Consider the following 19,234-nt stretch of genomic DNA (forward strand, 5'->3'; position numbering starts at 1 on the left):
CAGACTGTCGGCGTGCTGACGCTGACCGACGTCCTCCAGATGCCTGCGGTGCGCAGCGCCGACCCACTGGTCCTCGCCGGGGCCGCGCACCTGGATCGGCCGGTCCGCTGGGTGCACACCACCGAGCTCGCCGACATCGCACCGCTGCTGCGCGGCGGCGACCTGGTGCTGACCACCGGCATCGCGCTCCCCGACCACGACGACGGCCTGACCAGGTTCGCGCTGAGCCTGGCCGACTCCGGGGCAGCGGGGCTGTTCGTCGAGCTCGGGCGGCGCTGGTCCGCGCTCCCCGCCTCCCTGGTCGGGCAGTGCGAGGCACGTGGGCTCCCGTTGGTCGCTCTGCGCCGGGAGGTACGGTTCGCCGCCGTCGCCCAGGCCGTCGGCGAACGGCTGGTCGACGCCCAGCTCGCCGAGCTGCGCGCCGCCGAGGGCGTGCATGACACCTTCACCGAGCTCAGCATCAGCGAGGCCGGGCCGGCCGAGATCCTCGCGGCGGCCCAACGCCTCTCGGGCGCCACCGTCGTCCTCGAGACCGAGCAGCACCGGATCGTCGACTACCTCGCTGGACCGGCCGGGCAGCCGGGCACGCCTGATGGCGGGACGTTCCTCGACGACTGGGAGCGCCGCTCACGCAACGTACGCACCTCGGGCCGCACCGAGTGGGATGCCAGCAACGGCTGGCTGGTGACCCGGGTCGGCCGCCCCGAGAGGGGCTGGGGCCGGCTGGTCATCGGCGCTCCCCACGCCCCCTCCCCCGGCCTGGTCGCGGTCGCCGAGCGGGCCGCGGCGGCCCTGGCGATGTACCGCCTCCACGACCGCAGCCGCGACAGCCAGGTACGCCGGGTCCACCACGAGCTGCTCATCGGCCTGATGTCCGATCCGGCGAACGCCGAGACCCACCGTCGCGCCCAGATCGCCGGCCTGCCCCCCGGCCGCCAGTACGTCGGCGTGGCCCTGCGCCCGCAACGTTCGGCGGTGCTCGACGACCTGGTGGCGGCGTGCCTGCGGGCGGCGGAGGTCGCGCGAGCCCCCACCCTGGCCTCTGTCTTCGAGAGCGAGGTGCGAGCGCTGGTGGCGCTGCCCGCCCGCGCCGACGCCGTACGCGCCGTCGACCGGTGGGCCGACGAGGTCACCGCCCGAGTGCGGGCGGTCGTCGCGGCAGGTTCGCCGGTCGACGAGCTGGCCTCGGTGGACCGGACCCTGCTGGAGGCGACCCAGGTGCTGGCGGTGCTCCCGCCCGGCCAGGACGCGCACGGCGTGCGCCGGCTCGACGACGTACACCTGCGAGGCCTGCTGACGCTGCTCGCCGACGACGCGCGGGTGAGCACCTTCGCCGACCGCGAGCTGGCCAGGCTGCGCGAGGAGCCCGAGCTGCGCCGCACGCTACGCGCGGTGGTCGAGCACCCCGCCAGCAAGTCGGCTGCTGCTGCGGCGCTCAACGTGTCGCGACCCGTGCTCTACGACCGCATCGCCCGCATCGAGCGTCTCCTCGGGCTCTCCCTCGACGACGCCGAGGTACGCACCTCGCTGCACGTCGCCCTGCTCGCCGACGAGGTGCGCACGACTCGGGCCTAGGGTGCGGGCATGCCCACGACCATCCGAGCCGCGATCATGACGGCGGTCGGGGCCGAGCTGATCGTCGACGAGGTGGAGCTCGACGACCCGCGCGAGGGCGAGGTCTGTGTCGAGGTCCAGGCGTGCGGGGTCTGCCACTCCGATCTCCACCACCTGGACGGGTCGTTGCACAGCAAGCCGCCGCTCGTGCTCGGCCACGAGGCCGCGGGTGTCGTGACCGAGGTCGGCGCCGGCGTCACGAGCCTCGCGCCCGGTGATCGCGTGGTGCTGACGATGGCCCCCTCGTGCGGGCGCTGCTACTGGTGCGAGCGCGGACAGCACACCCTCTGCGAGACCTACGCCGGACTCATCGGTGGCACCTACCCCGACGGCTCGACCCGGCTGGCCTGGCGCGGCGAGCAGCTGCGCCGCGGACTGGTGCTGTCGGCGTTCGCCGAGCGCACCGTCGTCCCGGCGGACGCCGCGGTGCGCATCGACGACGACGTGCCGACCGAGATCGCCGCACTGACCGGCTGTGCCGTGCAGACCGGGCTCGGCGCCGTCCTCAACACCGCCCAGGTGCCCGCGGGATCCTCGGTCGTGGTCAGCGGGCTCGGTGCGGTAGGTCTCTCGATCGTGCAGGGCGCCCGGATCGCCGGCGCCGCGACCATCGTCGCGGCCGACCCCAACGCCGTACGCCGTGGCGAGGCGTCGCGGCTCGGCGCCACGCACGTCGTGGACCCCACCACACAGCGCCTCGACCATCTCGTCCGCGACCTGACCGCCGGACGCGGCGCCGACGTCACCTTCGACGCCGTCGGCCGAGGCGATGTGGTCGAGACGTTGATGAAGGCGACCCGCAGCGGCGGGACGACCGTGATGGTCGGCATCCCCTCCACCGAGGACGTGGTCACCGTGCGCGGGTTGCGCCACGCGTTCTACGAGAACAGGCTCATCGGGTGCTACCTGGGATCGGCCAAGGCCACCCGCGACTTCCCCCGCATCTTCGACCTCTGGCGCAGTGGTCTGCTCGACCTCGAGTCGATGGTCACGGCCCGCCGTCCGCTCGAGGAGATCAACGACGCAGTCGCAGACCTTCGCCGCGGGACCGGCGTACGCACGGTGCTCGCGCCCTGACCGACTTGTGACCCCTACGGCCGCTGAAATGCGGCGCCGACCCGGCCTGCAGGGTCACAGGTGGTGGAATCCCCGGACATCCGGGTATCCCGTCGCGCGGATCTCGGGTCGGTGCTCAGAGGAACAGGCGTAGGGCGTTGACCGCATCGGTCGGGATGGTGGCGCGGATGCCTTCTCCGATGGCGTGCAGGCGCCACTGCCCGGGGTGCTCGGGGTCGCGGGTGAGCTTGGCCATCACCATGCCGGTCGTGGGGACTCCGGCGGTGAGCGTGAACCGCGCCAGCTCGCGCTCGCCTTCGAGCTCGTCCGCGTCGTCGACGAGCCGCACGTACGCGCGGTTGATCCACTCCAAGGTGTGGCCCTGGTAGCTGCTGACCATCAGCACGATCGCGTCGACCTTGGCGTAGACGCGGGACAGGTCGACGGTGATCACCTCGTCGTCGCCGTCGCCGCGTCCGGTCTGGTTGTCACCCAGGTGCACGATCGACCCGTCGCGGGTCTGCAGGTTGTTGTAGAACGCCAGGTCGAAGAGCTGGTCGCCGGTGAACTGCACGACCGAGGCATCCAGGTCGATGTCGGGCGCACCCGTGCCGATGGCGCCGGCAGTGCGCTCCTTGTCCCAGCCCAGCCCCAGCCGCACCTTGGTCAACGGCCGCTCGTCGCTGGCCAAGGACAGCTCCTGGCCGGCGCTCATCTCGATCACTGGTGGCTCGCTCGTCACGCCCCGAAGGTACCTTCCGCGCCCGCACGCTGGCGGCGGTCGGCGCTCGCCCCCGATACTGCCGCCATGGACCAGCTCGGCCAGCCGCGGGACCACCGCCCGCGCAAGAGCTTCTGGGCGCGGTTCTCCGAGCAGGAGACCGGCCCCCAGAAGGTGCTCGTCGGGTTGGCCGGCACCGTCACCGCGCTGGCCACGACCGTCGGCGGTGGCTACGCACTGGTGCGGGTGCTCAACGACGACACGCAGCAGGTCGCCACCGACATCTCGGGTTCTCCGGACCCGTCGGCCTCCGCCGAGACGCCAGGCGAGTCTTCCGGCGAGTCCTCCGGGGGTGCCGAACCCTCGGCATCGCCCGAGCCGACGGCGACCAACACCTTCGGCATCACTCTCGAGCCCGGCCAGACCCTGATCACCCAGGGCAGCAAGCAGGCCGATGCGTTCGTGCACTCCCTGGTCGACGACCCCGGCGCGCGCACCGAGCTGAACGTCGTGATCCTCTCGGAGGAGCGCCTCTATCCGCGCCCGCAGTGGATCATGCGGCTCTGGTACAACTGCCAGGGCCTGCCCGAGGGCGACCCGCCGGGCGAGGACCTCTGCGACAGCGTGATGCTCGTCTTCGACGACGCGGACCCACCGCCCACCCTCTTCAAGCGGCCGCTGCGCATCGAGATGCACGGCATCTGGGCCGACAACCGGCCCACGGACAAGGGGTACGGCGCCACCGATCTGGAGATCTACCCGGTGCCGGCCTCCTCCTCCTGACGCGCAAGCCGGGTCAGGGCAGCGGCGAGGAGACCGAGTTGTCGGAGTTGCTGCGGTCGTCGGCGCCGTTGACCGACAACACGACGGTGACCGAAGCCTTTCCGGCGTAGCCCAGGTTCATCCCGAGGTCGAGCGCCGAGCCCGGCGCGGCGTTGTCGATGGTGCACCGGACCACGCCCAGCTTGTTGGCACCGGCCATCGGCGTCGTGGCGGCACACGACCAGTCGCCATCACCTGCCGAGTGCGTCAGCGTGTACTTGTTGAGGCCGAGGACCGACACCGTCAGCACGAGGTCCGCACGTCCGCCCTGCAAGGACACCGGCACGGCGATGTGCACCGGGGTGCTGCTCTGGGTGCGCTGGCTCACGTTGATGCCACCGAGCGCCGCGTCGACGGTCGTCGGTGGCGGAGGCGACGACGAGCCGCCGCCACTGGTCGGCGGGCTCGTCGGACCGCTCGTGGGGCCGCTGGTCGGGCCGTCGGTCGGGCCGCCGGTCGGGCCGGTCGTCGGCGACGTCGGCCGGCCCGTGGGACCGGTCGTCGGCTGTCCCGACGGGCCGCCGGACGTCGCGTCACTGGAGGGCCCGCCACTGGTCGAGGGTCCGCTGGTCGCCGAGGTCGGGTCGCTGGGGTCCGTCGAGGTGTCGGGCGAGCCTGCTGTGCTGCCCTCGGCGCTGCCCCCCGCGCCGGTGCCACTGCCCGTGCCACTCCCGGAGGCTGAGCCGTCGCTGGTCGTGCTGCCCGGCAGCGGCGCGAACGTACGTTCCGAGCCAGGCGAGGTCAGCCCCGCCAGCATCGCGACGACGACGATGGTCGAGACGCACGCGACGACCGCGACGCTCGCGGCGCCGACCTTGCCGAGCCCGGCCAGGGCAGCCTTGATCCCAGTGCCGGCTGCGGCATGGGTGGCCACGGCTGCGGACTCGGAGGCCGCAGCTGCGGAGGGTGCGACCGCTGCTCCGGCGCCTTCGCGTACGGCGGCCAGGTAGGCCGGAGCGGCTGCGCCGAGGACGATCGGCGCCAGCACCGCGCCGAACCTGGTGTTGACCGCCTCGAGCTCGGCCAGTGCGGCCCCGCAGTGGTCGCACGTACCGAGGTGCGCGTCGACCTGCTGCTGTTGTGCGGGACCCAGCCCGCCCCTGATGGCACCCGCCAGCAACGGCCACACCTCGCTGCACTCCGGCGTCGGAGCATCGCGCAGGTGGGCATCGAGATAGGCGCGACGCAGGCCTTCGCGTGCCCGGTAGCCCAGGGCCGAGACACTGCCGGGGTTGATGCCGAGGATCGTCGCGATCTCGCTCCGGTCGGCGTCGTCGACGAAGGAAAGCCACAAGAAGGCCTGCCAGCGCTCGGGCAACGCGGCGAAGGCGCGCGCCAAGGTGGTGCGCTCGTGCAGGGAGTCGACCAGCTCGTCGCCCTCGTTGGCGGCAGGACCGGCGGCGACCGGGTCCTCGGCCACGACCAGTCGGCGCGTACGGCGGGAGGCGTCGACCGCGACCGTGCGCACGGTCCGCAGCAGGTAGGGCCGGAACGCCGCATCCGGGCCGCCGCCCTCGCGGATGCGCTGCAAGAGCTTCTCGAAGGCCTCCGACACCACGTCGTCGGCTCCCGCGTGCTCGGTCAGGCGGCGGGCCAGGGCCAGCGCGGCCGGCTGGTGGCGGCGGTAGAGCTCTGCGTACGGCTCGTCGAGCCCCTCGCGAACCTGGGCCACCAGGTCGGCGTCGCCCGGCGGCAGCTCATCGACCTCGTCGCGGTCGGCCGGCTGGTCCTGCGGCGGCGGTGCGGGCTCCGCGTGGCCGACAGGCTCGGGCCCGGAGCCAGCCGAGTCGTCCCAGGTCTCCTCCCAGCGGTCGTCGGTGCGATCGTCCATCAGCTCGCGCCCTGTCTGGAAGGCGCGTTTCGCTGTGAACGAGGCACTGCCACTCCCCCTGACCTGATCGGCAACCGGACTGTACCGGGGAGGCGAGATCCGTCACGACGCGTCATGCTGTGCACGTCGAGATGGCTCCCCCGCAAGCACGGGGGGATGCTCCGAGAGGGAGTGTGGCATGGAAATCGAACCGGTGGGCTGGGTGGTACAACGCCACCTGATCGACCCACGGCTCGATGAGCTCGACGTGCACGTGCCGAGCTTCGAGTTCGGCAGGAGCCCGATCCGGGCCATCCGGCTGCCCAGCGACCTGCTGGTGCTCGACACCAGGTCGCTCGAGGACGTCGCACTCCAGGCCATGACGCTGCTGGCCAGCGGCGAAGTCACCTCTGCCGGCTAGACCAGCTGAGCGCGCGTCGCGCCCTCGGGCCTCCCGGCGGGAGGGCCGTCCCCCGCGCTGTGAGAGGTGACGCGGGGGACGGCGGACACGTCCTCGGTTGCGCCCCCCGACGTCCGAGAACCTGGGTCCCGCGCTGCCCCTTCACACCGGTCTTCCAGTGCGGAGGTGCATCGCTATGGGCAGCGGTCAAGCGGCCCACATCCAGTAGACGTTCGCCGCAGTGGCCACATGACGCGCGCCCGCCGAGCTGGTCCAGAGCGGTCTGGACGAACGGACGAGACCGGTTCGGCGACAGCCGGGCGCTTCTCAGGTCAGGCGGACGCGCGGGTCGATGATGCTGTAGAGGGCCTCGACCGCGATGTTGGGCGGGGGTGGTCGAGGGGGGTGGTCGAGGGGGGTGGTCGAGGGGGGTGGTCGAGGGGGGTGGTCGAGGGGGGTGGTCGAGGGGGTGGTCGACATGGCTGATGATGTCGAGACCAGGCTCTCCGCTCCGACGTCCCCGATGAAGAAGCCCACCAGAGAGGACGAAACCGTGAAGTACGTGATCCTGATCCACTCCAACCCGCAGCCGTGGGGCCACCCGACCGACCGCTTCACCGACGAGGGCCATCAGCAGAGCGAGGAGTGGCACGCCGAGACCGGCAGGAGCTTCGATGCCCTGATGGAGGAGATCAACGCCTCGGGCGAGTTCGTGACGGCCATGGCGCTGGCGGACCCCGCCTCGAGCTCGGTCTACGGCTGGAGCGCGGACTCCCGGCCGGGAGAGCATCTGCGCACCGACGGTCCCTACGCCGAGACCAAGGAGCAGCTGGCCGGGTTCTTCGTGATCGACACCGAGACCCGCGAGCGCGCCGAGGAGATCGCCGCGCACTTCGCCCAGCCGGGTGGCCATGTCGAGCTGCGGCCCTCGATGTGGGGCGACCCGGAGGACTGAGCTGTCGTGCGGGGCTCACCGTCGTACGAGGACGTGTGGCGCGAGGAGTCGCCACACGTCCTGGCAGCGCTGCTGCGCAGGTACGGCGACTTCGAGGCGTGCGAGGACGCCGTGCAGGAGGCGCTGCTGGCCGCTGCTCGCCAGTGGCCCGGTGACGGCCTGCCCGACAGCCCACGCGGCTGGCTGGTCACCGTCGCGTCGCGCCGGCTGGTCGACCAGCGTCGCGCCGAAGGAGCGCGCGAGCGGCGCGAGCTGGCGGACGCGGCCCTCGCCGAGCCGGGTCCGGCAGCCGAGCGCGACGACTCACTCGCCCTGCTCCTGCTGTGCTGCCACCCGGCGCTGAGCCGGCCTTCGCAGGTGGCGCTCACCTTGAGGGCGGTCGGCGGGCTGACGACCGACCGGATCGCCCGGGCGTTCTTGGTACCCGAGTCGACGATGGCCCAGCGCATCAGCCGCGCCAAGGCGAGGCTGCGCCAGGTGGACGCGCCGTTCGGCCTGCCTTCGCCCACCGAGCTGCCCGCTCGCGTCGAGGCGGTGGCGCACGTGCTCTACCTGATCTTCACCGAGGGCCATACCGCCACCGGCGGCTCGGGGCTCACCGACGTCTCCTTGGCGGCCGAAGCGGTCCGGCTGACCCGTCGCCTCCACGACCTCCTCCCCCAGGCCCCGGAGGTCTCGGGACTTCTCGCCCTGATGCTGCTGACCGATGCGCGTCGACCTGCCCGCCTCGACCCGCACGGTGCGCTCGTGCTTCTGGCCGACCAGGACCGCTCCGTGTGGCGAGGTGACCTGATCGACGAAGGAGTCCGCCTGGTCGAGGCCGCACTGCCGACCGGGCGCGTCGGCGCCTACCAGCTCCAGGCCGCGATCGCCGCGGTGCACGCCGAGGCCGCCACGGCAGCGGAGACCGACTGGGCGCAGATCGAGGTGCTCTACGGCATGCTCGCCGCGCTCACCCCGGGTCCGGTGGTCACGCTCAACCACGCGGTTGCCGTGGCCGAGGTACACGGCCCCGGCGCCGGGTTGGCCATGGTCGAGCCATTGCGGGGTGACCCGGCCCTGCGGCACAGCCATCGACTCCACGCCGTCCGCGCGCACCTGCTGGCTCGGGCCGGGAGGTACGACGAGGCGCGAGAGGCCTACGCCGAGGCGGCGCGGCTGGCGACCAACGTGCCGGAGCAGCGCTACCTGTGGGCCCGCTCGGTCGACGCCAGCTCGGGTCCCGCCTGATCATCGAGCCCACCCGAGGGCTGGAGAGCGTGGCGTGCTCCCGTGCGCGCGGCCCCGATGCCGGCTGCGACCACGAAGCCGATGCCGAGCACGGCGAGCGGCTCGGGCACCTGGTCCAGGAGCACCAGCCCGACGATCAGCGCGAAGGCAGGCTCCAGGCTCATCAAGGTGCCGAACGCCGAGGTGTTCAGCCGGCGCAGGGCGAGCAGCTCGAGGGTGAAGGGCACCACCGGCAGCAACAGGGCCAGCCCGATCCCCATCGCGAGCAGCTCGACGTCCAGCCGCCCGAAGGTGCTCGGCCCGGCCACGACGGTGGCGGCCAGCGCAGCGACCGGCATGGTCACCGCGAGCGGCTTGAGGCCCTCGATCGCGTCGCCCACGTGCTGGGTCAGCAGGATGTAGGCCGCCCAGCAGGCCCCTGCTGCCAGCGCCAGGGCGACTCCGACCAGATCGACCGAGCCCTCCCACGGGCGGGTCAGCATCAGCACCCCGAGTGCGGCGAGCACGGGGAAGGCCAAAGTCTGACGCCGGCCCCGGGCCACCGCCACGCCGAGGGGGCCGAGGAACTCCAGGGCGCTCGCCGTGCCGAGAGGCAACCGCTCGAGCGAGGCCATGAAGAGCAACGTCACGCCGGCCGTGACCAGGCCCAGCAGCACGCAGGCCACGAAGGACTCCCGGGTGAAGTCGCGCGGTCTCGGCCGGACCAGCACGAGGAGCAGCACACCTGCCCACGCGAGCCGCAACCAGGCCGCGCCGGGCGCGCCGAGATCGTCGATCAGCCCGACCGAGATCGCCAGCCCGATCTGCACGCACAGCATCGAGGCCACCGCCATCGAGGTGCCGACACTGCTCGGTGAGCTGCTCATGGCACCCATCGAACCCGCTGCGACCGTTCGGGTCCACGTGTGATTGGTGGACGTAACGTCCGTGGAAGACGGACAATCGCTGGCATGGACCTGCATCGGCTGCGCGTGCTCGTAGAGCTCTCCCGTCTGGGCTCGATGCACGCGGTCGCCGAGTCGATGCACACCTCGACCTCCACGGTCTCCCAGCAGATCGCCACGCTCGCCCGCGAAGCGGGAGCTGCCCTGGTCGAGCCGGCGGGCAGGCGGGTGCGGCTCACCCCGGCCGGCCGGCGCCTGGCCGACCACGCGGTGGCGATCCTGGCCGCGGTCGACACCGCCCGCCACGACCTCGACCCCGACGCCGAGCCGGCGGGTGCCGTGGTCGTGGCCGGGTTCGCCACGGCGATCCGGCGCTCGCTGCTGCCTGCAGTGGACGAGCTGGCCGAGAGCCATCCGGGCGTCACCGTGAGCATCCACGAGTACGAGCCGTTGGAGGCCCTGGACCTGATCGGCGCCGACGACGTCGACCTGGCGCTGGTCTACGACTACAACCTGGCACCCGTCTCGCTGGGGCACGACCTCGTCGTCCGCCCGCTGTGGGAGGTGCCGTGGGGACTCGGAGTACGCGCGACCGGTCGCCGTGGGCGACGAGCCGAGACCCGGGCCACTGACCTGCGCGAGTACGCGGCCGACGACTGGATCGTCAACTCGCGCAACACCGCCGACGAGGACGTCGTGCGCACCTTGGCGTCGCTGGTCGGGTTCACGCCGCGGGTGGTGCACCGCATCGACAGCCTGGAGCTGCTCGAGGACCTCGTCGACGCGGGTCGCGGCGTCGGCCTGCTGCCGATGGACTACCAGACGAGCAAGCAGGTGGTGATCCGACCGGTCGCCGCGCCCGGAGCGACGCTGCGGGCCTACGCGGTCGTGCGCCGCGGCCGCGAGGCGTGGCCGCCGCTGCGGCTGGTGCTGGACCGGATCAGCTGAACCGGGGCCTATCACCGATCACCGACACGCCCCCGACACGCCGCCGATATCCCCGCAATCCGCACCGGACCGGGATACAAAAGTCGTGGCCCCGCCAGGTATGAGCTTGCGGGGCCTTTAGTTTGCCCTCGACCGCCCCCCGACAGCCGAGCCCCCCTTGCAGTTCACGGGAGGTGCGGATGGCCCCCGCGTCGCCCCTGTCGACGAGCACCGGGGCCATCCGCCTACCACCTGTGAGTTGCCATCTCAACGCCGCACTCACGTGGCGGTTACGCGGCAACGGGCGCGGTCTGGACCGGGTGGAGGCGACCGCTCGAAATAGGTGAGGCCCCGGAAAGTATGAGTTTCCGGGGCCTCGATGTCTTCCGGACCGAAGTCCTTCCGACACGCCAGTTCTATCCCGCGAACATGCCGCAGGCAAGGGCCTGGGGTCCCGAATTTCGCCGTCCACGGCGTGTCGCGCGCGACTCGCCGTACCCCGGGCGATCCGAGGCGAGATCAGCCCCCGACCTCGTAGCTGCCCGGCTCCCAGCACCGCGTGGTGACGCCGATCCGGTTCCAGGCGTTGATGGTCACGAGCAGGGCGATGAGCTGGGCCAGCGGCTCGGGCTCGAAGTGACGCGCCGCCTCCTCCATGACGGCCGCGGGCACGTGCTCGCGGTGGATCTCCGTGACCGCTTCGGTGAGAGCCAGTGCCGCGCGCTCGGCCGGCGTGAACCACGAGACCTCGCGCCACGCGCCCAGCGAGTAGAGCCGCTGCTCGGTCTCGCCGGCGGCCCGGGCGTCCTTGCTGTGCATGTCGACGCAGTAGGCGCACCCGTTGATGGTCGAGGCGTGCAGCCGCACGAGCTCGCGCAGCTTCGGGTCAAGCCCGACGCCGGCGGCCGCATCGAGACGGTTCATGGCGGCGGCGAACCTCGGCACCAGCGCATCGAAGTCGAGCCGCAACGCGGTCGGGTCGGTGATGTCTTCCATGGAAACGAATTATCTTCCATGGAAGATACTTGCGCAACCCTCCGGGCCTCAGGAGACTGCGGAGTCGATCTCGGCCAGCACCCGCTGCCGCACGTCGTCGGGCGCGAACGAGGCCTGCACCCCTGCCCTGGCCAGGTCGGCGAGCCCGGCCTCGTCGAGGTCCAGCAGCTCCGCGGCCACGGCGTACTCCTGGTTCAGCGAGGTGCCGAACATCGGTGGGTCGTCGGAGTTGATCGTCACGGTGACTCCCGCCTCGACGAACGTGCGGAGCGGGTGCTCCGCGAGGGAGGTCACCGCCCGGGTGGCGATGTTGGAGGAGGGGCAGACCTCGAGGGGCACCCCGGACGCGGCCAGGTGCTCGAGCAGCTCGGGGTCCCGCGCGGAGCTGGTGCCGTGGCCGATCCGCTCGGCGCCGAGCAGCCGCAGGGCATCCCAGACCGTCTCGGGGCCGGTCGTCTCGCCGGCGTGCGGCACGCTGTGCAGCCCCGCGGCCCGGGCCTTGGCGAAGTGCGGCTCGAACTGCGGCCGCGGCACACCGATCTCTGGTCCCCCGAGCCCGAAGCCGACCAGCGCGTCGACGCGGTGGTCGAGGGCGTAGCCGAGGGTCGCGTCCGCAGCCGGCAGTCCGGACTCGCCCGGGATGTCGTAGATCCACCGCAGCACCAGGCCGAAGTCCCGCTCAGCGGCGACGCGCGCGTCCTCGATGGCCTCGGTGTAGGCCTCGATCGGCACCCCCGCGAGCACGGACGTGTACGGCGTGCAGGTGAGCTCGGCGTACCGGATCCGCTGGCCCTCGGCCATCTCGCGTGCCACCTCGTAGGTGAGCAGGCGGACGTCCTCGCCCGTGCGGATCAACCCCACGACGGCCAGGTAGACCTCGACGAAGTGCGCGAAGTCGCGGAACGCGAAGAACGCCTTCAGCTCCTCGAGGTCGCTCGGCACGGTGCCGGGGTGGCGTTCGGCGAGCTCGGCCACGATCCGCGCCGACGCCGACCCGACGTGGTGGACGTGCAGCTCGGCCTTGGGCAGTGCGGCGATGAAGGACTCCGCCACCGTCACTTGAGTGCCTCCAGGACGGCGTTCACCGCGGCGCCCGGGTCGGGTTGCAGGTCACCGTCGCCGATGAACACTCCCGGAGTGCCGTTGACGCCGTCCTTGGACATCTGGCCGGTGGCGTTCTCGACGAACTGCCGGTAGACGTTGCCCTCGATGCCGGGCCGCACGTCGGCCTCCGTGGCTCCCGCCTCGACCGCCCAGGCGACCAGCTGGTCGTCGTCGGGGCCTGCTGTGTTCTCCGCCGGCTGGTTGTCGTAGAGGAGCTGGTGGTACTTCGCGAAGACCTCCGGGCCGGCGGCGTCCGCGACGACGTAGAGGGCGTTGGCGGCGCGCGAGGAGTACTGGTTGGGAGAGACCCGGTCGAGGAACGAGACGACGTGGTACTCGACCTTCAACTTCCCCTCGGCGATCGCCTGCTCGACCTTCGGCCCCACGGTCGCCTCGAACTGCTGGCAGATCGGGCACTGCGGGTCCTCGTAGAACCTCATCGTCAACGGGGCGTCGGCCTTGCCGACCACGACGGCGTAACCGTCGGTGTTGCCAGGCGTGCCGGTCTTGCCCACCTCCTTGCCGGTGCTATCGCCCTTGCTGATGGTGACCCACAGCAGCACGCCGATGACGGCGAGTACGGCGACGACGGCGCCGACGATCAGGAACCGCCGCCTGCGCTCGGCTGCCTCATGCGCACGCATGGCGGCAGCGGCTCGTTCAGCGGTGGAGGTTGGTCTCGGGTTCGACATGCTCGGCGCTCTCTGGTGCGAGGGTCAGTGGACGGAAGATGAACGAGTCGAGGGAGAGCTTGGTTCGCGGTCGCCAGACCAGCCAGAGCGACAGCAGCAGCAGGCCGACGTCGCGGGCGATCTCCCACGGGTACTTGTCGGTGGCCTTGGCGTCGAAGCCGCCCCCGCCGAAGCAGCCGCAGTCGATCTGCAGGCCCCGCGCCCACGCCGAGGCGATGCCGATGACGAAGGCCACGAACAACAACGCCGACACGACAGCGGCCAGGCGTGTCAGCGCTCCTGCGACAAGCGCCAGGCCCACGACGATCTCGACGGCGGGCAGCGCATGGCCGACGGTCGGTACGACGGACTCAGGCAGCAGGTCATAGGCACGCACGGCGCGCACGCTCGCAGCCCCGTCGCTGACCTTGAGCCAGCCGGCGGCGATCCAGACCCCGCCGACGACGAGCCGCGCGAGCGTGCCGAACCACTCCTTCACGGAGTCGAGGGTAGGCCGACCGTGTGTGCGACCTCCGAATGGGCGTTCACGAGATGGGTAGGGTGACCTCTCGTGAGCGACCGACTCGTGTGGATCGACTGCGAGATGACCGGTCTCGACCTCACTGCCGACGCCCTGATCGAGGTGGCCGCGCTGGTCACCGACTTCGACCTCAACGTGCTCGGCGAGGGGGTCGACCTGGTCATCAGGCCCCCGGCGGAGGCAGTCGCCCAGATGGACCCCTACGTGCACTCGATGCACGAGCGATCGGGGCTGCTGACCGAGCTGGATGCCGGCATCACGCTCGACGAGGCCGAGGCGCTCGTGCTGGCCTACATCCGCGAGCACTGCGCCGAGGGGAGCCGTCCGCCGCTGGCCGGAAACACGGTGGCCACCGATCGGTCCTTCCTCTCGCGGGACATGCCGAAGCTCGAGGCGTTCCTCCACTACCGCATCGTCGACGTCTCCTCGATCAAGGAGCTGTCGCGGCGCTGGTTCCCGCGCGCCTACTTCCACGCGCCCGCCAAGCGCGGCAACCACCGCGCCCTGGCCGACATCCAGGAGAGCATCGAGGAGCTCCGCTACTACCGCGAGGCGGTCTTCGTCGCACCTCCCGGGCCCGACAGCGACACGGTCAAGGAGATCGCGGTCAAGCACGGCGGCGCGCTCACCGGGCTGTCCGAGCAGGTCACCGACATGGCCGGCTCGATGACCGGCTCGATGACCGGCTCGACGACTGGCTCGGCGACTGGTCATCCGGATTCTCAGGACGCGTCCGGCTCCGTCTAGAATGCTTCCGGCCCTGCCGCTCCTCACGGGAGCGATCAGGGCCGCATGGTGGGTGTAGCTCAGCTGGTAGAGCACCTGGTTGTGGTCCAGGTGGTCGCGGGTTCAAGTCCCGTCACTCACCCCACTGCGTCAGCGGGCCAGGACTCTCCTCCTGGCCCGCTGTCGCGTGCTGAGCCTTAGTCGATGGCCGCACCGACGCTGCGAAGCAGGGGTGGCAGCCCGAACACCACCGCCAGCAGCACGGTCGCAAGCACCAACCGGGCGACCAACAGCGCCGAGGGTAGGTGCCACCTCGACGACCGGGTCAGCGACGACCCGGTGAGCCAGGGGTCGAGCTGGTCGAAGGGGTCGGGATAGCCGGCCGAGTCACTGACGGCGTGGATGTGTTGTGTCACAAGGAAGCCCTCCGGGCTCTGTCGTGGGGGGTAGCGACGGAGCGGGCGAGCAACCCGCGTACGGTGCCCGAACTCGCCATTCGCGACCGTACGTCAATCGGTTGTCTCTTGCTGGATTTTGACAATAGAAATCCACTTTCGAGTAACACCCACGCGTGAGAATCGCCGAAATTTGCCCCATCCGTCTTGTCTAGGCGACTAGTCAGCAACAAGGGAGTGACAGAACTTGCCTCGCTGCCGTCAACGCCAGACCTAACCTTTCGACAACGACGCAGCCTCGGGGGACCGACGCCCACCGGCGTCGTTCCGACCGAAGAGGAGCCCCCCTGTGTACGCGAACCAGACAACCAGTACGAGCGTCGTCGAGGACCCGGTCCTGCACCTGATCGAGTGGCACTCAGGTGCCAAGTCCAGTCGGCCGAGCGACCCCACTCCGTCGCTCGACGACGAGGTTGCCGTCGAGGCCGCCCTGATGGAATGGCACACCAACGCGGGCCGCTGAACCAAGCCCTCGCTGCTGCCGCGGTCCGGAATCTGTCTGCCTCGATGAGCCGAAGATGGGGCGAATGCCCCATGAGGCAGGGCCCTGGTTCATCCGACGCTGGCGATCACCAGTTGCCCGTGCGGAGGAGACAGTGATGGCAAGGTTGTCGAAGGCTCAAGCCAACAAGCAGGACATCGGCGTCGGCGTGGTCTACGAGACCGTGGCCGAGGGCTATGAGATCAGCATCTTGGACATGCGCCAGGACGCCGACCTGGCCCCGATGCTGCGAGGCCTCCCCGATGACCGTTGCACGTGCCCGCACTGGGGCTACGTCGTGTCGGGGCTGCTCACGTTCACCTTCGCCGACCGCGCCGAGGCCTTCGGAGCCGGCGAGGCGTTCTACGTGGGACCTGGTCACACGCCGGCAGTGGCGGCCGGCACGGAGGTCGTGATGTTCAGCCCCGAGGACCAGATCGCGCCGGTCAACGAGGTGCTGCAGCGCAACATGGCAGCGATGCAGGGGGCCTAGGTCACCCGTCGGATGTTGCCGTGGGATGTTGCCGTCGGATGTTGCCGTCAGGCGTTGCCGTCAGGCGCAGGTGCCAGCAGTCCGTGTCGCGTCGCGAAGAGCGCTGCGGCGGTCCGGGTGGATACGTCGAGCTTGGCGTAGATGTGCTCGACGTGGTTGGCCACGGTCTTGCGCGAGACCACCAGCCGATCGGCGATCTGCTTGTTGGTGAGCCCGCGAGCCAGCAGGCGCAGCACGTCGACCTCGCGCGGTGTCAGGCCGGCTGGTCCCTGCACGCGCCGCGACGCACGGTGCCCGGCGGCCGACAGCACTGCTTGGGCCGCGAGCCCGTCGACGCGGCCGGCCCTGACCTCGGCGCGCAGGTGCGCCGCCGCGCTCGTCGCGGTCAGCCCCTCGCGCTGCGGCCGGGGCTCGCGCAGCGACTGGTAGAGGTGCGCGGCGGCCAGCACGCGCGCCGACGGCGAGAGGGCAGGGCTCGCCAGGCCGTGCGGATAGCCACTGCCGTCGAGGCGCTCGCCGAACTGCACGGCCAGGTCGCCGATCGGACGCAGTGACGGGGACTGACGCAGCATCCGGTGGGTCAGGTAGGGCACCATGTGCAGCCGCTCCCGCTCCCCCGGCGTCAGCGGACCCGACTTGTCGAGGATCGCGTTGGACACGCCGAGCTTGCCGTAGCAGTGCATCAGCGCGGCACGACGCAGGGTGCGCTGGTCTGCCTCTGTGAGCGAGAGACGCTCAGCCGCACCGGCCACCAGCTCGGCCACCGCGCGAGCGTGGCCGAGCGAGTAGGGCGACTTGAGGTCGACGAAGTCCGCGATCGCCAGCAGCGCCTCGTCGAGCTCGTCGTCAGTCAGCACGATCTCGAGCGCCGGCTCTGAGCCGATGACGGCATCCCACGCGTCGACCATGTCCAGCTCCGACAACAGCAGCTCCGCCTCGTCGTCGAGCAGGCGGGCCAGGTCGGGGTCGAACTGCTTGCCCCGCCCCGATCGCAGCAGCTGGCGAGCCGCCGCGACGCCTCCGACCCGGTGTGCGACCTCGACGAACTCTCCGATCATGGCCAGGCGGGCTGCCACGGGGATCTGCTCCTGGGCGAGCTCACCTGGCCAACCGTGGCCGTCCCACATCTCGTACGCCGCGCCGAGCGCGCCCAGGGTGTCCTCCGGCAGCCCCAGCCCGACGCCGATACGACGAGCCATCGCCGCGTGGTGGCTGACCATCTCGGCGAGGTCGCGGTGACCGGAGACCACGAACTCCAGCCCCAGCCGGAAGCGGCCCATCAGTCCGTCGCCACCCGCGCCGAACCGTCGTACGGTCGCCAGCGCACCCGCGACACCGGGATGCAGGCCGTAGGTGTACTTGTCCTGCTTGAGCGCGATGTCGTCGCCGAACCACTTGGCTTGCTCGTGGGCGTCGGAGTGACACCCGACGTTGACCAGAAGCGCGGTGTAGTAGACAGACACCCGGTCGGCCTCGCTGATGCCGGCGCGCTCGGCGAGCCGCAACGCGATCAGGCACTGCCGCAGTACGTGCTCCATCGGCTGGTCGAAGCCGAGGTCGATCCCGAGGGACAACGCGGCCACCAGCTCGGCCAGCCGGACCTCTCCGACCGACTGCCTGCTCAAGCGCTTCGGAGCAGCGAAGCCACCCACGGCACGAGGGTACGCGCTGACGCGCTCAGGCGGGCTGGGCAGGAAGCGCCATGCGCCGGCCGATCGCGTGCTCCCCGCGCGTCTCGACGACGTTGGCCCAGCGTCCGGGGGCGTAGATCCCGACGATGCCGCGGTTGCTGCGGAGGACGAGGTGCCCCTCCTCCACGACCACCGTGACGGCATCGGCGTGCTCGATCATCATCGACTCGTTGGCTTCTCCCGAGGTCGTGACGGTGAACGTCACCTGATCCCCCTTCGCGCTCGGCCCCTCCGCCCTGCAGTCTGCCACGCACAAGGAAGCGCGCGGCCACGCGAAATGGAACAGGAAGGTAACCGCGTGACCTCAGCCGTCAGTGGGCGGGCAGGTGTCCGAAGCGACCCTTCTGGAAGTCCTCGTAGGCCTCCATCACCTCGGCCTTGGTGTTCATCACGAACGGGCCGCCCCAAGCCAGCGGCTCGCGGATCGGCTTGCCGCCGACGACGATCACGTCGAGCTTGGGGGTGTTGCTCTGTTGCTTCGCCGAGCCCGCGATCGTCAGGTAGTCGCCGCTGCCGAACACCGCTGCCTGCCCCATCCGGATCGGCTGGGCGTCGATCCCGACGGTCCCGTCTCCGGAGAGCACGTAGACCAGCGCGTTGAACTCGTTGTCCCACGGAAGGTCGAGGCGAGCGCCGGGCTCGAGCGTCGCGTGCACGAGAGTCATCGGCGTGTGGGTCGAGCCGGGGCCCTGGTGGCCGTCGACCTCTCCCGCGATCACCCGGACCAGCGAGCCTGCGTCGGGAGACGTCAGCAGCTGCACCTCGCCCGAGCGCAGGTCCTGATAGGCCGGCGCCGTCAGCTTGTCCTCGCGCGGCAGGTTCACCCAGAGCTGGATGCCGTGGAACAGCCCGCCCTGCTGGACCAGCCACTCGGGCGGCGTCTCGATGTGGAGGATGCCCGCGCCAGCAGTCATCCACTGGGTGTCGCCGTTGGTGATCGAACCGCCACCACCGTGGGAGTCCTGGTGGTCGAAGACGCCGTCGATGATGTAGGTGACGGTCTCGAATCCGCGATGAGGGTGCCACGGCGTGCCCTTGGGCTCGCCCGGCGCGTAGTCCACCTCGCCCATCTGGTCCATCATGATGAACGGGTCGAGCAGGGCCATGTCGATGCCCGCGAACGCGCGGCGCACCGGGAACCCCTCCCCCTCGTAGCCGCTCGGCGCGGTCGTGACCTGCCACACGGGACGGGCCTGGTCACCCAGGCCGGGCACGGTGACGCGCGGCAGTGTGGTGGTGTCGTCGACGGTGACGGCGGGCATGGTCTTCCTCCTCGGTGACCGCCGCTCTGGCAGTCACCGCCTGCAACCGTAGTTGAATATTGAACATTCCCGCCAGGGTCCCGGCCCAGCGGCCGTCCAGATGACCGCCGGCGCCGAAGGCGCCTACGCGCGCAGCATGACCATCGGCTACCGCTGACGATTTCACCCGGTCCGTCCCCGGAGGTAGGATCGCTGACGGTCCACAAGGGCCGCCGCACCATGCGCCATTAGCTCAATTGGCAGAGCAGCTGACTCTTAATCAGCGGGTTCGGGGTTCGAGTCCCTGATGGCGTACCGGTCAAGTCCACGGTCGTGGTGGATGAAGGGGCCACCGCGTGATCCGGTGGTTGCACTCTAGGCAGTGAGTGCGGCGGGTGTCAGGTCCTCCTTCTCGG

General features: G+C 70.9%; 21 protein-coding genes and 2 tRNA genes. 12 read left to right on the forward strand and 11 right to left on the reverse strand.

What is annotated here, in order from left to right:
- Window positions 1-12: 12 nt before the first annotated feature.
- Window positions 13-1,575 (forward strand): PucR family transcriptional regulator, encoded by a 1,563-nt coding sequence (locus ISU10_RS17405; protein ID WP_370865604.1) that lies wholly within the window; start codon window positions 13-15, stop codon window positions 1,573-1,575.
- Window positions 1,576-1,584: 9 nt separating this feature from the next.
- A complete protein-coding gene (locus ISU10_RS17410; RefSeq protein ID WP_194697695.1) occupies window positions 1,585-2,691 on the forward strand; it encodes a Zn-dependent alcohol dehydrogenase in 1,107 nt (368 codons plus the stop codon).
- A gap of 115 nt (window positions 2,692-2,806) precedes the next feature.
- Here ISU10_RS17410 and ISU10_RS17415 read toward each other — a convergent pair whose 3' ends face one another.
- Entirely contained in the window at window positions 2,807-3,412 is a 606-nt protein-coding gene (locus ISU10_RS17415; protein ID WP_194697696.1) for a TerD family protein, read from the reverse strand.
- Between the two features lie 66 nt (window positions 3,413-3,478).
- On the opposite strand from ISU10_RS17415, the gene ISU10_RS17420 reads away from it, so the two are divergent.
- A complete protein-coding gene (locus ISU10_RS17420) occupies window positions 3,479-4,174 on the forward strand; it encodes a hypothetical protein (RefSeq protein ID WP_194697697.1) in 696 nt (231 codons plus the stop codon).
- Between the two features lie 13 nt (window positions 4,175-4,187).
- Here ISU10_RS17420 and ISU10_RS17425 read toward each other — a convergent pair whose 3' ends face one another.
- Window positions 4,188-6,044, reverse strand: coding sequence for a sigma-70 family RNA polymerase sigma factor (locus tag ISU10_RS17425; protein ID WP_194697698.1), 1,857 nt, complete (start codon window positions 6,042-6,044; stop codon window positions 4,188-4,190).
- 178 nt (window positions 6,045-6,222) lie between these two features.
- On the opposite strand from ISU10_RS17425, the gene ISU10_RS17430 reads away from it, so the two are divergent.
- The 3 genes from ISU10_RS17430 to ISU10_RS24195 all read left to right on the forward strand — a co-directional run bounded on the left by ISU10_RS17430 (window position 6,223) and on the right by ISU10_RS24195 (window position 8,608).
- Window positions 6,223-6,444 (forward strand): hypothetical protein, encoded by a 222-nt coding sequence (locus tag ISU10_RS17430; RefSeq protein ID WP_194697699.1) that lies wholly within the window; start codon window positions 6,223-6,225, stop codon window positions 6,442-6,444.
- Window positions 6,445-6,901: 457 nt separating this feature from the next.
- Window positions 6,902-7,378 carry a YciI family protein gene (locus ISU10_RS17435; protein WP_228501243.1) on the forward strand — a complete coding sequence of 159 codons (477 nt, stop codon included), beginning with the start codon at window positions 6,902-6,904 and terminating at the stop codon, window positions 7,376-7,378.
- A gap of 6 nt (window positions 7,379-7,384) precedes the next feature.
- A complete protein-coding gene (locus tag ISU10_RS24195; RefSeq protein ID WP_370865605.1) occupies window positions 7,385-8,608 on the forward strand; it encodes an RNA polymerase sigma factor in 1,224 nt (407 codons plus the stop codon).
- Here the strand turns inward: ISU10_RS24195 and ISU10_RS17445 are convergent.
- Window positions 8,563-9,474 carry an EamA family transporter gene (locus ISU10_RS17445; protein ID WP_194697700.1) on the reverse strand — a complete coding sequence of 304 codons (912 nt, stop codon included), beginning with the start codon at window positions 9,472-9,474 and terminating at the stop codon, window positions 8,563-8,565. The two genes, ISU10_RS24195 and ISU10_RS17445, sit on opposite strands and share 46 nt — an antisense overlap.
- Before the next feature lie 84 nt (window positions 9,475-9,558).
- Here ISU10_RS17445 and ISU10_RS17450 point away from each other — a divergent pair, with 84 nt between their 5' ends.
- Window positions 9,559-10,440 carry a LysR family transcriptional regulator gene (locus ISU10_RS17450; RefSeq protein WP_194697701.1) on the forward strand — a complete coding sequence of 294 codons (882 nt, stop codon included), beginning with the start codon at window positions 9,559-9,561 and terminating at the stop codon, window positions 10,438-10,440.
- Window positions 10,441-10,938: 498 nt separating this feature from the next.
- On the opposite strand, the gene ISU10_RS17455 is transcribed toward ISU10_RS17450, so the two are convergent.
- Genes ISU10_RS17455 through ISU10_RS23645 form a run of 4 tightly spaced genes read right to left on the reverse strand, consistent with a single transcriptional unit; the run spans window position 10,939 to window position 13,689 of the window.
- A complete protein-coding gene (locus ISU10_RS17455) occupies window positions 10,939-11,415 on the reverse strand; it encodes a carboxymuconolactone decarboxylase family protein (RefSeq protein WP_194697702.1) in 477 nt (158 codons plus the stop codon).
- 48 nt (window positions 11,416-11,463) lie between these two features.
- A complete protein-coding gene (locus ISU10_RS17460) occupies window positions 11,464-12,474 on the reverse strand; it encodes an adenosine deaminase (protein ID WP_194697703.1) in 1,011 nt (336 codons plus the stop codon).
- Window positions 12,471-13,163: a DsbA family protein gene (locus ISU10_RS17465; RefSeq protein ID WP_194697704.1), complete on the reverse strand. Its 693-nt coding sequence runs from the start codon at window positions 13,161-13,163 to the stop codon at window positions 12,471-12,473. Before ISU10_RS17465 ends, ISU10_RS17460 begins: the two co-directional genes overlap by 4 nt.
- 16 nt (window positions 13,164-13,179) lie before the next feature.
- Window positions 13,180-13,689, reverse strand: coding sequence for a DoxX family protein (locus tag ISU10_RS23645; protein WP_194697705.1), 510 nt, complete (start codon window positions 13,687-13,689; stop codon window positions 13,180-13,182).
- A 72-nt stretch (window positions 13,690-13,761) separates the two neighbouring features.
- Here ISU10_RS23645 and orn point away from each other — a divergent pair, with 72 nt between their 5' ends.
- Together orn and ISU10_RS17480 are read left to right on the forward strand one after the other, a co-directional pair.
- Window positions 13,762-14,478, forward strand: a complete 717-nt coding sequence (gene orn, locus ISU10_RS17475; protein ID WP_194697706.1) for an oligoribonuclease — start codon at window positions 13,762-13,764, stop codon at window positions 14,476-14,478.
- 48 nt (window positions 14,479-14,526) lie between these two features.
- Window positions 14,527-14,602, forward strand: a tRNA-His gene (locus ISU10_RS17480).
- A 52-nt stretch (window positions 14,603-14,654) separates the two neighbouring features.
- On the opposite strand, the gene ISU10_RS17485 is transcribed toward ISU10_RS17480, so the two are convergent.
- The gene (locus ISU10_RS17485) at window positions 14,655-14,873 is read right to left on the reverse strand and encodes a hypothetical protein (protein ID WP_194697707.1); all 219 of its coding nucleotides are present in this window, start codon (window positions 14,871-14,873) and stop codon (window positions 14,655-14,657) included.
- Window positions 14,874-15,201: 328 nt separating this feature from the next.
- Between ISU10_RS17485 and ISU10_RS17490 the strand changes: the two genes are divergently transcribed.
- Together ISU10_RS17490 and ISU10_RS17495 are read left to right on the forward strand one after the other, a co-directional pair.
- Complete coding sequence (locus ISU10_RS17490) at window positions 15,202-15,375, forward strand: hypothetical protein (RefSeq protein WP_194697708.1); 174 nt, start codon at window positions 15,202-15,204, stop codon at window positions 15,373-15,375.
- Between the two features lie 136 nt (window positions 15,376-15,511).
- Entirely contained in the window at window positions 15,512-15,886 is a 375-nt protein-coding gene (locus ISU10_RS17495) for a cupin domain-containing protein (RefSeq protein ID WP_194697709.1), read from the forward strand.
- Between the two features lie 47 nt (window positions 15,887-15,933).
- On the opposite strand, the gene ISU10_RS17500 is transcribed toward ISU10_RS17495, so the two are convergent.
- The 3 genes from ISU10_RS17500 to ISU10_RS17510 form a co-directional block, all read right to left on the reverse strand.
- On the reverse strand, window positions 15,934-17,538 hold the full coding sequence (locus ISU10_RS17500; protein ID WP_370865609.1) for an HD domain-containing phosphohydrolase: 1,605 nt from the start codon (window positions 17,536-17,538) through the stop codon (window positions 15,934-15,936).
- A gap of 25 nt (window positions 17,539-17,563) precedes the next feature.
- Window positions 17,564-17,782 carry a hypothetical protein gene (locus ISU10_RS17505; protein ID WP_194697710.1) on the reverse strand — a complete coding sequence of 73 codons (219 nt, stop codon included), beginning with the start codon at window positions 17,780-17,782 and terminating at the stop codon, window positions 17,564-17,566.
- A gap of 106 nt (window positions 17,783-17,888) precedes the next feature.
- Window positions 17,889-18,839 (reverse strand): pirin family protein, encoded by a 951-nt coding sequence (locus ISU10_RS17510; protein WP_194697711.1) that lies wholly within the window; start codon window positions 18,837-18,839, stop codon window positions 17,889-17,891.
- 221 nt (window positions 18,840-19,060) lie between these two features.
- Here ISU10_RS17510 and ISU10_RS17515 point away from each other — a divergent pair.
- Window positions 19,061-19,133 (forward strand) — tRNA-Lys (locus ISU10_RS17515).
- Window positions 19,134-19,234 lie beyond the last annotated feature (101 nt).

It is taken from the genome of Nocardioides agariphilus (assembly GCF_015352445.1).
In the GTDB taxonomy this organism is placed as follows: domain Bacteria; phylum Actinomycetota; class Actinomycetes; order Propionibacteriales; family Nocardioidaceae; genus Nocardioides; species Nocardioides agariphilus.